The organism is Streptomyces sp. NPDC001606, from assembly GCF_053596835.1.
The window spans coordinates 1-13,016 of the sequence record NZ_JBSFHC010000043.1 but is presented as its reverse complement, the minus strand read 5'-3'; the positions used below and the strand labels follow the sequence as shown (position 1 = coordinate 13,016).

Below are 13,016 nucleotides of genomic sequence, written 5' to 3'. Positions count from 1 at the left end.
CCCAGATCAAGTGGGGCCTGGACTACATGAACTCCCGCTACGGCAGCCCGGTCAAGGCCTGGTCCTTCTGGCAGGCCAACGGCTGGTACTAAGCCACACCCACCAAGCCAGGCGCACCCCCACAGCGGCCCACCGGCCGCACCCCACGCCCCACGTGCTCACGCCCCCGCCCCTGGCGGGGGCGCACGCGTATGCGCGCAAAGGCACCCGCGGCCCGGCGTGCGGGCTGCTTTCGCGGGCTGGGATGGCCGAGGCGGGAGACGCGGGTTGCGATACGGGGCCGGAGGCCCGGCTCGGTGGGCTCGTGGGAAGACGCAGGGCGCCGCCTTTGCCCGCCTCTGCGGGGCTTGTCTTGGGCGAGCTGGCCGGCCTCGTCATGGTCCGCGTGCGCCTGGTTGCCTCGCCGCCCATCAGGTCCCGCAACTGCGCCTCCGTCTCCTCGATGCGGGCCGAAGCTCCTGGGTGTCAGTGCCCTTGTGGTGCCGGGGTGCGGTGAGGATGCGCCGGGTGTGGTGAGGTAAAGGCGGCAGTCGGCAGGATGCGGGTGCTGTCGTGGATCGAGGCTTATGGCGGCCCGCGGCTTGATGCGGGCTGCGCGTGCCGCCTGGCCGGGTGCATCCCTCATACGGGTGAGGGCGCGCGCCTCACGTGGCTCGGGTGGTCACGGGGCCGCGACTGGGGGGCCGGTGCCCGGAGCGCGGTGCCTGGCCGGACGCGCGGGCCTTGATGCGTTTCCCGGTTGGGCAGGCAGTATCCCGGAGGTGAGCTTGGTGCGCGGCGCCGGCTTGGTTTCTGTCGTGTGAGGCTCTGCGGCAATGACGGCGTGGGCGAGCAGCACCGGCTTGCTCGTGGCCGTGCTGCTGTGCCTGCTCGCCCATGCCGGCCGATGCCGGTCAATCAGCCTGCGTCAACAGGCCCACCGGCACCAGCGGCTCGGCCCGGTGGGTCACGCGCCCTGCCGGGCCGGCGTGGCCGCTGGTCCCGCTCGGGCTGCGCCCGGCGCCGACGACCGGCGGCTGGACCGTCGTCTGCGTCGTCGGCCAGCGGCTGGTGGGCTTGGTGGTCACCGATCCCGACCTCGGTGCGAGAGGTGGCTCTGAGATGCCCAGGCTCGCGCCACCCCGGTGGGTCGGGGTCCCTCCCGGCGACCTCGAGGCGCTCACCCCCGAGGAACGGGCCTGGCTGTGCCCCGCCCGCCAGGGCGTCTGTGGCCGGATCTGCGCCACCGAGCCGTTCACATGCCGGATCCTCGCCTGGGCCGGCACCGGACAGCAGGGGGATCCCCTGGTTGACGCCGGCTGACGCCTGGCGACCCGACGTGGCGCGGCCGAGGCTGCGCGTCGGCGCTCAGAAGTCGGCAGGGCACATGAGGGCGAGTTCGGCGACCGAACTGCGTGGTCTCCGGGTGCAGTTCGAGGAAGCGGGCGATGGCCTGGGCGTGGGCCGGGCTGGTGATCAGTTCTCATGCCACGCGGTCGTGGGGGCCGACGCCCAGCTGAAGGTACGTCATGGCCGGATGGCCGCCGTGGGGAGAGGGCGTCCTTCTCGGCCGCCAGGTCCGGGTGCTCAGCCTGCGTTCCGCGTGGATCGAGCAGCCACTTTCCCATCATGGAGGGCACTTTGGGCCGTCCGGAGATCGACCGTCTGCCCGGCGGCCTCGACTCAATTCCCTTGCGGTCATCGGTCATCGGTCGCCTGCCTGTCGGGCAGCAAGTCGACCTCTGCTGGCAGGTGGTCTTGCGCAGAGTTGCTCTCGAGCACACCCTCCTGATCCCCACAGCGTGCGCTCACTGCGCTAATTTCAGGACTGTCACGTATCGGACGATCTGGCCCCGCTTGGGCCCGGGAACTGCTGGAGTGCCGCCATGACCCGACCCAGTCCCGGCAGCGGGGCACGCACCGCACAGTTACGACGCATCGACGATCGACTCCATCACCGTTGGCAGCCGCCCACCCTGCCGGCATCGATGGAGGCGCAGGCGCTGCCCATCCCTGCCGCGGCGCCGGGGCCCGAAGACGCCCGGGCGCAGCATTTACATGGGCCTGCTGGCTGCGTAGGTCAGAACGAAGAGCACTTGTGGGTGGGAGCTGGGAACAGATGGCTGCTGCTGTGCCCGTCGAATGTTGATGAGAATCAGCAACGGTCCTGGGTCACGGAATCGTGAAGTCGTCGCTATGTGGAATCAGGTTTGTCAAGTTTCACAGAGTAAATCTGACTGGGACCTTGCGCAGCCGTTTCTCGTCCTCGCGTATGGCCATGCCGCCCCGAGTTACGCGCCAGCCCGCCTGGCAACCCTGGGCGAAGGGGCTCAGGGGCCCACGCGGCACCTCACTCCTGCTGAGTCAGACGTTCCTGCAACCGGGCATGCCGGAACTGGTACACGGGGCCGGTCACCCGCAACAGGTTGCGGTGGTGGGCGTCTTCCAGGAAGGCCATTAGGCGCACAGGAGTGCGCTCACGGAAGGCCAGTTGTACGGCGGTGAGGGCGGTGGCCACGGCCAGGTTGCTGGCGGGGCCGGCGAACAAGGCCCTGTTCTCCCGAAGCTGCCGCGAAGTGACAAGTAGCTCTCTGTAGCGGATCAGGGGTGAGCTTGTCATTCGTTTCGATCTTCTGACCTTCCCGGAGGTTGCGCTCGGCCAGGTTGGTCGTGTCATGACACGACGACCGGAGGAGCCTGGGGTGCGGCAGGAGTGGGAGCCGGAGGACCTGATCGAGGTCTGGACGCTGCTGGAGGAGGACCAAGAGCGGCTGCGGAACAAGTCGGGGGCTAACCGGTTGGGGTTCGCGCTGTTGCTGAAGTTCTTCGAGGTGGAGGCCCGGTTCCCGGAGAACGCCGAGGAGATCCCGGCGCCTGCGGTGGCGTACGTCGCCCAGCAGGTGAAGGTGCCCGCCGAGGAGTGGGCCGCGTACGACTGGGCGGGGCGGGCGATCAAGCGGCACCGGGTGGAGATCCGGGGCGCGTTCGGCTTCCGTGAGTGCACCGAGGAGGACCAGGCCCAGCTGGCCGAGTGGCTGGCGGTCGAGCTGTGCGGGGTGGAGCTGAACCGCGACCGGCTGGCGGAGGCGGTCGTGGCCCGCTGCCGCAAGGACCGGCTGGAGCCGCCGACGCCGGGGCGTATCGCCCGGCTGGTGGGGTCGGCGGTCAGCACCTTCGAGGAACGGTTCTGCGCGGCCACCGTGGGCCGGCTGTCGGCGGCGACCCGGTCCCGGCTGGACGACCTGATCGCCGGGGACACCAGCGCGGACGAGGAGAGCGCGGGCGGCGGGGGAACCTTCTTCACCGAACTGAAGGCGGACCCGGGCGCGCTGGGGCTGGACAGCCTGCTGGCGGAGGTGAACAAGCTCCAGCGGGTGCGGGCGCTGGAGCTGCCGCCGGAGCTGTTCGCAGACGTGTCGGAGAAGCTGGTCGCGGCCTGGCGGGCGCGGGCGGCGAAGGAGTACCCCTCGGACCTGCGGTCGGCGGCTGGTCCGGTGCGGTACACGCTGCTGTCGACGCTGTGCCATGTGCGCCAGACGGAGATCACAGACTCGCTGGTGGAACTGTTCATCCAGCTCGTGCAGAAGATCAACACGCGGGCGGAGAAGAAGGTCGAGGGCGAGTTCAACAAGGAGCTCAAGCGGGTCCGCGGCAAGGAGGGCATCTTGCTGCGGCTGGCGGAGGCGGCGGTCGCCGAGCCGGGCGGCACGGTCCGCAAGGTGATCTATCCGGTGGCCGGGGAGTCCACGCTGAAGGCGCTGGCGGCGGAGGCAGCGGCGAACGAGGCCCGCTACCGGGCCCGGGTGCGTACGGTGCTGCGCTCGTCGTACTCCAACCACTGGCGGCGGATGCTCTCACCGCTGCTGAACGCGCTGGATCTGAAGTGCAACAACACCGCCTACCGGCCGGTGATGGACGCGATCGACCTGCTCAAGCGGTATCTGGACCAGCCCATCGCCAAGGAGGGGGCGTTCTTCGACGAGGCGGAGAATATCCCGCTGGGCGGGGTGGTGCGCGAGGAGTGGCGCAAGGCCGTGGTGGATGAGCGCGGCCGGGTGGAGCGCATCCCGTACGAGCTGTGTGTGCTGGTGGCGTTGCGGGATGCGCTGCGGCGCCGCGAGATATGGGTGCCGGGGGCGAACCGGTGGCGGAACCCGGAGGACGATCTGCCGCCGGACTTCGAGGACAACCGCGATGTGCACTACGACGCGATCCGCCAGCCGCAGGACCCGGAGCAGTTCATCGGGGCCCTGCAGAAGCGGCTGCGTGAGGCCCTGACCCGCTTCGACACCGCGCTGGAGCTGGGGGCCACGGGCGGAGTGGAGATCGTGCGCCGGCACGGTGAGCCGTGGATCAAGGTCTCGCCGCTGGGCAAGCAGGGAGAGCCGGAGAACCTCGTCGCGTTGAAGGCGGAGATCGAACGCCGCTGGGGCACCATCGACCTGATCGACATCCTCAAGGAGGCCGAGTTCGCCACCGGCTTCACCGGCGAGTTCAGCTCGGTCGCCACCAGGGAGGCGGTGCCGAAGGCGGTGCTGCGGCGCCGGCTGCTGCTGGTGCTGTTCGCGCTGGGCACGAACATGGGCATCAAGCGGGTCGCGGTCACCGGCAAGCACGGCGAGAGCGAGGCCGTCCTGCGCCGGGTGCGGCACCTGTTTGTCAACCGGACCAACCTGCGCGCGGCGCTGGCGCGGCTGGTCAACGCCACCTTCGCCACCCGTGATGCGGCGTGGTGGGGCGAGGGCACTGCCTGCGCGAGCGACTCCAAGAAGTTCGGCTCCTGGTCCAGCAACTTCATGACCGAGTGGCATCAGCGGTACCGCGGGCCCGGGGTGATGATCTACTGGCACGTCGAGAAGAAGTCGCTGTGCGTCTACAGCCAGCTCAAGTCCTGCTCGGCCTCCGAGGTCGCCGCGATGATCGAGGGCGTCCTGCGGCACTGCACGGACGTGGAGATCGACCGGCAGTACACCGACACGCACGGAGCCTCCATCGTCGGGTTCGCCTTCGCCCACATGCTCGGCTTCAACCTGCTGCCCCGGCTGAAGAACGTCGGCTCCGCGCGGCTGTACCGGCCGGCGGCCGGTCAGGACGAGACGTGGCCGCGCCTGGCGCCGGTGCTGTCGACCAAGACGATCGATTGGGACCTGATCCGCCAGCAGTACGACCAGATCGTGAAGTACACCACCGCCCTGCGCCTGGGCACCGCCGAGGCCGAGCAGGTCCTGCGGCGCTTCACCCGCGGCGGACCAAAGCACCCCACCTACCGGGCGATCGAGGAACTCGGGCGGGCAATACGTACGGCGTTCATCTGCGACTACCTCGCCGACGCGGACCTGCGCCGCGAGATCAACGACGGGCTCCAGGTCGTGGAGAACTGGAACTCCGCCAACCACGACCTTTTCTACGGCAAGGACGGCGACTTGACCGGCTCCGACAAGGAGTCCCAGGAAGTCTCGATGCTGGCGCTGCACCTGCTGCAGTCCGCATTGGTGTACGTCAACACCCTGCTCCTCCAGGACATCCTGAGCGAGGAGAAGTGGCAGAGCCGGCTCATCGACGCCGACCGGCGGGCCCTGTCCCCGCTGTTCTGGACCCACGTCAACCCCTACGGCCGGTTCGAACTCGACATGAACTCCCACCTCGACCTCGCCACCCCGGTGGTCATGGTGTCCGGCTCTCGTACGGGTGCCTGATCCTTTTTCGGGGCGCATCCCCCGCGAGAGCTACAGGAGCTGTCCATGTGCGGGTGATTCGCGGACGGCGCCGGATTCCTAGCGTGGTTGTCAGGTCGCAGCCTGTGCGACCGCTACAGGGGAGGCCACGATGAGTACAACGTCCACCGCACGGCACGCCGGAGGCCCCGGCCCGGACACGGGCCCCGACGGTCACGACGCTCGCGGCGGTCGTCTCGACCGGATCGTCCGCTCTCCGCTCGGCTGGATGCTGACGGGCCTGGTCGGCGTCGGCCTGGTCTCGGGCCTGACCGCCACGGGTCCTGGTCCGGTTCCGGCGCTGGGCGCGGTGGCCGCGGTGGCCGTGTACTGGCTGGTCATGCGCCGTGTCTCGCGACGCTCGACGCCGGAGATCGCCCGGCGGGGAGTCGGCCGGGAGGCGCTGCTGGGCGGCGCGATCGGCCTGGGCTTCGTTCTGGTGTCCGCCTTGCTGATCACGGCGTTCGGGGGCTACTCGTTCTCCTGGGCGGGCCATGGCTTCATAGCGGTCGTCTGGTCCGCGGTCATGGTGCAGATCGGCGCCGCGGTCACCGAGGAGTTGTTGTTCCGCGGTCTCGCGCTGCAGGCTCTGGAGCAGCTGTGGGGCAGCCGGGCCGCCATCGTGATCACCGGGCTGTTCTTCGGCATCGCCCATCTGGGCACTCCGGGAGCCAGTGCGTGGAGTGCGCTGGCGATCGCTTTGGAGGCGGGCGTGATGCTCGGCGCCGCGTTCCTGTGGCGGCGTAACATCTGGTTCATCGCGGGTCTGCACTTCGCCTGGAACACCACCGAGCAGCTGCTCGGCATCCCGGTCTCCGGGCACACCTCCGAGGGCCTGTTCACCGTCGACGTGCATGGCTCCGCTGTGCTGACCGGCGGTGGCTTCGGCCTGGAGGCGGCGCTGGTGCCCGTCGTGATCGGTGTGCTGCTCGCCGTCCGAATGTTCGTCCTCGCCCGCCGTGGCGGCCGTCTGCTGCCCCGTCGATCCGCACGACACACTCAGGCCAGCTGACCGGAGGAAACGGTAGTGATGTCCCCTCATGCGCCCTGGAGCCATGCGATGCTCCGGGCGCCGCTCGACTGGTGGGAGGAGCGGGACACCTTCCTCAAGGACGGCGTCCTTGCCCTGGTACTGGCCCTGTTGGCCTTCGTGCCCACCCTGTCCAACATCGGAGCGCAGATCGGGGATCTGCCCGAGCGGCCAGCGAGCGCGCTGAGCGTCGGGCTGATCCTGGCCCAGACCCTGCCGCTGGCGGCCCGCCAACGGTGGCCCGCGGGCTGTCTGGCTGTCGTCGCGGGCGCGTTCGCCGCGCACCAGGCGCTGGGCTTCGCGACGACGTTCGGGAGTCTGGGGCTGTACCTGGCCCTGTACTCGGCCGGGACCCACCAGGTCCGCTTCCGCCATGGTCTGGCGGGCGTGGTGAGTGCGGGCTATGCCGTGCTGGCCCTCGTCCTGGACCGCCTCGGCTCACCGCAGGGCATCGCGGACTATTTCGCGTTCTATCTGACTCTGGCCGCGTTCTGGCTGGTGGGGAGCACCGTGCGCACACGGCGGGCGGAAGAGGCGCAGCGGCGGCGGCTGGCCGCCGAAGTGGCCACGGCCGCAGAGCGGGCACGCATCGCCAGCGAGCTGCACGACGTGGTCACCCACCATGTGACGGCCATGGTGGTCCAGGCGGACGCGGCACAGTTCCTGCTCACCTCCGCACCGGACAAAGCCGGCGAGGGACTCTCGGCCGTCAGCGACACCGGCCGTCGGGCGCTGACAGAGCTGCGATACCTGCTCGGCGTGCTGGAGGCGACCGGCGAGTCAGCGTCCGCGGACCCAGCGCGCGCGGACCGGGCACCCACCCTGGGACGACTCGGGGGCCTGGTCGAACAGGCCCGCAGGTCGGGGCAGCCAGTCGAGTTCAGCGAGCAGGGCGAGCGGCGAGGGCAGTCCGTGGACGTGGAGCTGGCCGCGTACCGGGTGGTGCAAGAGGCGCTCACCAATGCGATGAAGTACGCCGCCGGGCAGACGACACGGGTCCTGGTCCGGCACGGCGAGGAGCGCATCGAGATCAAGGTGACCACCGACGGGCCCACCGCCTCCCCGGCGGCCGCACCTGCCGTGCGGAAGCCGGACCATGCGGGCGGGCGTGGACTGGCGGGGCTGCGTGCACGGGCGCGGATGGTCGGTGGTGAACTGGAGGCCGGACCCCGGCCCGAAGGCGGGTTCGAGGTCCACGCCACAATTCCGTCCAAGCCCGCATCGGAGTGACCCCGTGAGCGATGCGCCGCCACCGATCCGTGTGCTCGTCTGCGACGACCAGGCACTGGTGCGCACCGGCTACGTCACCATCTTCTCCGCCCAGCCCGACATGGAGGTCGTCGGAGAGGTCGAGAACGGGCACGAGGCGGTCCAGGCCGCAGCGCGCCTGCGTCCCGACGTGGTGGTGATGGACATCCGGATGCCCCTGCTCGGCGGCATCCAGGCGACCCGGCAACTGGCCGGTCCCGACGCCGAGGCACCACCGAAGGTGCTGGTCGTTACCACCTTCAACGTTGACGCTTACGTCTACGACGCGCTGCGTGCCGGGGCCAGCGGCTTCCTCCTCAAGGACGCGCCCCCGGCGGAGCTGGTCAACGGCATTCGGACGGTCGCCAGGGGCGAGGCCCTGCTGGCCCCCGCCGTCACCCGCCACCTCATCGGCCACTTCGCCGAACACCTGCGCCCGGCCGATACTTCCCGGCCGGCCAGGGAGGACGTGGTACGGGCACTGACCCCCCGCGAGCTGGAGGTGCTCCGGCAGATCGCTGAGGGGTTGTCGAACGCGGAGATCGCCGCGGAGCTCTTCATCACCCCCGAGACGGTCAAGACCTACGTGTCGAGGATCCTGGCCAAACTCGGCCTGCGCGACCGAGTCCAGGCCGTCGTCCTCGCCTACCGGGTCGGGCTGGTGTCCTCCACCGGCTGACCCCACGCGCTCGTCGGCCTGGACACCGAGGTGGGTACGACGCACGCCGACTGGTCGGGCTCTTGTGGCCGGACTGCGCGGCCGAGCTGACCAGAGCCTCGTGCCGTCCTCGCATAAACGGTCCTTTGCCGGAGCAAGATCGACAACGGGCCGCCGGACCCTTGTTAATCTTGGTTCGGTTCTCAGAACCTGTTCTCACTCAATAGCGGGATGAACCCCCTTCTCAGACTTGCATTGTGCGAAAATCCGGGCCCATGACGGGCCCTCAGCAGCCTTCCCCAATCGACCGGTCGGACGCCGACGACGTCGAACAGCACACCTGTCCGAAGTGTGACGCACAGCCCGGCTCGCCCTGCCGCTCGCGCGGCGGAGCGGTCGCCTCCGCCTACCACACCCGCCGCTTCACCATGGTGCCGCGGCTGAAGAAGGCGCTGCGGGTGCCGACCCCCGCCGACCGCGGTCCGGGCCGGCCGTGGCGGCCGGGCACCCCGCCGCCGGCGCCGATCGATCCGGACCTGTCGAGTGCGGACATCCGCATCGGGTACGCGCGGTGCTCGACGCTCGGGCAGGAACTTGACTCCCAGCTCGACGCGCTCAGCAAGCACGGCATCCCGAGGGACAGGATCTTCAGCGAGAAGATCAGCACCCGGGTACGGGTCCGCCCGAAGTTCGAGGAGGCGCTGAGGACAGCGCGGGAGATCAAGGCCCACGCCCCGCACTGCCGGGTCATCTTCACCGTGTACGAGATGAAGCGGCTCGGCCGCGACGCTGCCGAACTCACCGCGCTCGCCGACCACCTCACCGCCCACGGCCTCATCCTGGAGATGCTCGCCGGGCCCCTGCCCGGCATCTACGACCCCACCGGACCGGGCAAGCTGCTCTTCGCGTTCTTCGCCGCGATGGCGGAGACCGAGCGGGAGAACATCCGCGAGTCGACGCTGGAAGGGCTCGACACCGCGGCCCGCAAGGGCAAGCACGGCGGCCGGCCGCCGGTCATCACCGACGACATGCTCCACACCGTGCTGCGGCGCCGGGCGAACGGCGAGTCCGTCGAGCAGATCCAGTCCGACCTGCTCATCCCCACCGGCAAGCGCAAGGGACAGAACCCCTCCATCGCCAGCATCTACCGGGCGCTGGCCGAACACGCCAAGCGCGAGGCGTACCCGGAAGCCATCGAGGCCGCGCACGCCGACTTCGCCGCCCTCCAGGCCGGCGAGGTCCCCGGACCCCGCCTCGCCGCTCCTGACCGAGCGTCACTCTGATTACGCAGGGCTACTTGTCACTTCGCGGCAGCTTCGGGAGAACAGGGCCAACAACGCGGCCCACAGGCCGGCCACAAGACCCGTGGCAACGCCGTTGTGCAGCCCGTGGGCCCAGCCCATGAGGCAGGCGAAGAACAGTGCCACGGCGAGTCCGGACAGCAGCGCCAGCACTAGTCGTAGCCCGACGTGGTGCCGCCACACGTCCCGTGGGCCGATCGACCGGCTCTCGGTCACCGTGCGTCGGGTCAGCCCTCTTCGCAGGCCGTCGAACCGCCGTCCGGAACCCACAGCGAGAATGAAGCCTCCGGCCATGAGCTGGTACCCGGGTCCGCTTGCCATGGTGGCAGCGAAGCCAACCGGCAGCGCAGTGAGCAAGTCGAGCCAGACCGGCATCGGCGGGTCCGTGAAGTGCGGGCCCAGCCAGTTCAGAAGCCCGATGCCAAGCCAGACCGTGAAACCCATCTTGAGGGTCGCCGGGGAGAAGATGTCCCGCCATCCGGCGCTGGGCAGCGGCTGTGGAGCAGCCAGGAGGCTCGCCTGTAGTCCTGCCGCCCACCCGGCGGCGACCGCCATAAGTGGTCCCGCCGCCCAAGCGGACATAGCGCCGGACGCCCGCCATAGGCCGAGGGCGTTGACAACCCCATACACCACGCCGGCCACGATTCCGACGACGACTGCCCTCGGCCGGGGGTTAGCCCATCCCGGAATGTGCCACCAGGACAGATCGCCGGTTCCCTCCTGGGCGAGCCGGGCAGCGATGAATCGCAGCGTTCGCTCGGCCGTCTCTGGGGAGTAACGAGGCCGGGAATCCCAGTACCCCGGGGTGTATGCGGCCGTGACCGCGTGGTCGAGGAGGTGATCCTCGATCGTACGGGAGTCGGGGAAGCGGGCAGTGTCGAGCAGCTCGTCGACCGGGTCGTCCTCACGGTAGACATCCCGCACCAGGCCGATCGCCAACGGGCTGGAGAGAGCCTCGGCAACGGCGCTGTCGGATTCGTGCAGCAGTCTGCTGGTGAACCGGTGCCAGGCGGGCGGCGGGGGGTCCGGCAGCTGGTTGAGCAGGTAGTCGGCGGCGACCTTCGGCTTCACTGGCCGAATCTCCAGGCCGACAGCCCCACGCAACCGCACTTTCTGGGCGGTGTGTTCCGCCTCGTTAACCCGCGACGTCACCACCATCCGAAACTCCGCGGATCCCAGGGCACTCACCATGGCTCCCCGCAGCTTGCCCACGACCTCGTCGAGCCCGTCCAAGAACAGCGCGACACGGCGTTCCTTCAGCAGCTGACGGGCATCCTCGGGCCCACGGAACCGGTACCTGCGCGCGATCTGTGCCGCCGCCCAGTCCAGCGGCCTCTCCTTCTTAGGATCCCAGCCCTCCAGAGGCAGGAGCACCGGCACAGGGATGCGCCGCTGGTCCTCGAGCTTGGCCTCCTTCCGGTATTTGAGTGCCTTTAGCAGCAACAGCACCAAGGCTGCTGTCTTTCCCGCTGCTTCGCGACCGACCAACAGAATCCGGCCGGAGGCTAGCCCGCCGTATACCTCGTGCAGTTCGTCTAGGCCCCCGCCCTCCAAGAGCTGCTCGCGCGTGACCACCCTCAGCCCGGGAAGCGGGCCGAAGTTGTCCCTCTTACCCTCGGCGGTCGCTCCGGCGGCCCGGTCTGTCACCCTGTGCCCGCTCACCTCCCACCGCACGGGCAGCGGAGTCTCGTCCACGACCCGCGCTTTCAGGCGCCGCAGTCCGGCTTCCTTGTTCCACTCCTCCTCCACTGCGGCAGCCAGCGATTCGGCCATGACATCGAGTGGGATCTGAGGCGTTAGATGGTTGTGGACCACCATGGCGCCGTGATCGCCGACCACCATGTTCGTCGTACCGTTGAACGTGTTCTCCGAGACCCCACCAGGGCCACGGGACCTGGAACGCCTCATCACGCGGAACCGAACTTGTTCTCCTGATGGTTGTGGTTGCCGGTCTGAAAGTTGGTCGGGCCGTTGAACATGTTGCCCGACACCACCCCTCCGGCGGTCGCGTCCGATGGTCCGAAATCGGCTGCGATGGCACGTAGCTCGGCGGCCGCCCGTTCCCTCTCCTGATCCCTCAGGGACTCCAGCAGTGAGGCGAACTCACCCCGCCACAGCTGCGCGTGCACGATGCCGACGCGCTCCCGCTCGTCGTCCGAGGCTGCCGCCAGGGCGGTTGCAGTCTGGTCCAAGCGCTCCAGCGCCTCGGTTTCGCGCGCCGGATCACCCCGGCCGATGAGCCGCGCCCCGCGTGCTCTGCACCAGCCCCAGAAGTCTGTGCCAGCTGCCTGCACCATCGCCATGCCGCCAGCCGCCGCAGCCGCCGTCATCGCTTCCTCCAACACGGTCAGTCGTCTCCCCGTCGCTAGATGGCCCGGCATTCGGACCACACCCTCTTGCTGCCCGAAGGGCCCGGCTCCTACCCCACTCATCAAGCACCGCGTCCCGCAGGGTGAGCCCACGGTCCAGCTCCGTATTGTCGAGCAACACAGGTTTCGTCGGGGGCAGTTGGGAGAACCAAGACATGAACTCCCCCTTGCAGCACTATCAGCGCGTGCGGTCAATTCGGTCATGGCCCGCTCATCGGCGTCGGTCAACGGGGCATCACTCTCCCGTGGAACCGAGCATTACCGCCGCTGAGCATCAGACGTTCCTGAAACTCACCTACAAAGCCAGCCTGCGTAGCACAAGGGTGCTGTACGGGCCGGAGGCCGGCCCCGGGATGGTGCAACGGGTGGCGTCGGTTTGTTCTGCTGCTCCAGAACGATCAGGTGTAGCCGGTGCTACCGGCGCGCTGGGGTCCCGGCGGCCGGGGACGACGACGGCGCCCTCCCGGTCGGGGGGCGCCGTGATGGTGCGAGGGTGCGGCGGTGATTCAGTCGGCTGGCCGGAGGGTGGGCCGGACCTCGGGGCGGGGGCGGCCTCGCCGCCGTCCGGGTCGGGGTCGAAGTCGGTGCCGGCGGGACGTACGCTCCCCGGCGGGGCGGCGGCCCGCCGTCAGACGTCGCGCCAGCGCGCGCTGGCCCAGGAGAAGGCCCCGAAGGACATGAGGCCGACCGCTATCAGCGCCAGCAGCCATGGGCCCG

11 protein-coding genes are annotated in these 13,016 nt (G+C 69.5%); 7 read left to right on the top strand and 4 right to left on the bottom strand.

All coding sequences use genetic code 11. The features are described from left to right. Window positions 1–92, top strand: a 92-nt coding sequence (locus ACWCV9_RS37425) for an aggregation-promoting factor C-terminal-like domain-containing protein (RefSeq protein ID WP_450793472.1), incomplete at its 5' end; no start/stop codon positions are given. An 801-nt stretch (window positions 93–893) separates the two neighbouring features. Here ACWCV9_RS37425 and ACWCV9_RS37420 read toward each other — a convergent pair. After that, window positions 894–1,067: a hypothetical protein gene (locus tag ACWCV9_RS37420; protein ID WP_450793470.1), complete on the bottom strand. Its 174-nt coding sequence runs from the start codon at window positions 1,065–1,067 to the stop codon at window positions 894–896. Between the two features lie 34 nt (window positions 1,068–1,101). Here ACWCV9_RS37420 and ACWCV9_RS37415 point away from each other — a divergent pair, with 34 nt between their 5' ends. Then, complete coding sequence (locus tag ACWCV9_RS37415) at window positions 1,102–1,302, top strand: hypothetical protein (RefSeq protein ID WP_450793468.1); 201 nt, start codon at window positions 1,102–1,104, stop codon at window positions 1,300–1,302. 1,027 nt (window positions 1,303–2,329) lie between these two features. Here ACWCV9_RS37415 and ACWCV9_RS37410 read toward each other — a convergent pair. Continuing rightward, a complete protein-coding gene (locus tag ACWCV9_RS37410) occupies window positions 2,330–2,527 on the bottom strand; it encodes a hypothetical protein (RefSeq protein ID WP_450793466.1) in 198 nt (65 codons plus the stop codon). Between the two features lie 154 nt (window positions 2,528–2,681). Between ACWCV9_RS37410 and ACWCV9_RS37405 the strand changes: the two genes are divergently transcribed. From ACWCV9_RS37405 to ACWCV9_RS37385, 5 genes are all read left to right on the top strand, one after another. Beyond that, window positions 2,682–5,675 carry a Tn3 family transposase gene (locus ACWCV9_RS37405; protein ID WP_028423522.1) on the top strand — a complete coding sequence of 998 codons (2,994 nt, stop codon included), beginning with the start codon at window positions 2,682–2,684 and terminating at the stop codon, window positions 5,673–5,675. Window positions 5,676–5,805: 130 nt separating this feature from the next. Further along, window positions 5,806–6,705, top strand: a complete 900-nt coding sequence (locus tag ACWCV9_RS37400) for a CPBP family intramembrane glutamic endopeptidase (protein WP_028423523.1) — start codon at window positions 5,806–5,808, stop codon at window positions 6,703–6,705. 18 nt (window positions 6,706–6,723) lie between these two features. Further along, window positions 6,724–7,953 (top strand): sensor histidine kinase, encoded by a 1,230-nt coding sequence (locus tag ACWCV9_RS37395; protein ID WP_028423524.1) that lies wholly within the window; start codon window positions 6,724–6,726, stop codon window positions 7,951–7,953. A gap of 4 nt (window positions 7,954–7,957) precedes the next feature. Continuing rightward, complete coding sequence (locus tag ACWCV9_RS37390) at window positions 7,958–8,650, top strand: response regulator (RefSeq protein ID WP_450793463.1); 693 nt, start codon at window positions 7,958–7,960, stop codon at window positions 8,648–8,650. Between the two features lie 254 nt (window positions 8,651–8,904). Then, window positions 8,905–9,912 carry a recombinase family protein gene (locus ACWCV9_RS37385; RefSeq protein WP_037753727.1) on the top strand — a complete coding sequence of 336 codons (1,008 nt, stop codon included), beginning with the start codon at window positions 8,905–8,907 and terminating at the stop codon, window positions 9,910–9,912. On the opposite strand, the gene ACWCV9_RS37380 is transcribed toward ACWCV9_RS37385, so the two are convergent. Both ACWCV9_RS37380 and ACWCV9_RS37375 read right to left on the bottom strand, forming a co-directional pair. Continuing rightward, window positions 9,913–11,703: a hypothetical protein gene (locus tag ACWCV9_RS37380; RefSeq protein ID WP_450793461.1), complete on the bottom strand. Its 1,791-nt coding sequence runs from the start codon at window positions 11,701–11,703 to the stop codon at window positions 9,913–9,915. A 134-nt stretch (window positions 11,704–11,837) separates the two neighbouring features. Beyond that, window positions 11,838–12,275 (bottom strand): hypothetical protein, encoded by a 438-nt coding sequence (locus tag ACWCV9_RS37375; RefSeq protein WP_450793459.1) that lies wholly within the window; start codon window positions 12,273–12,275, stop codon window positions 11,838–11,840. Window positions 12,276–13,016 lie beyond the last annotated feature (741 nt).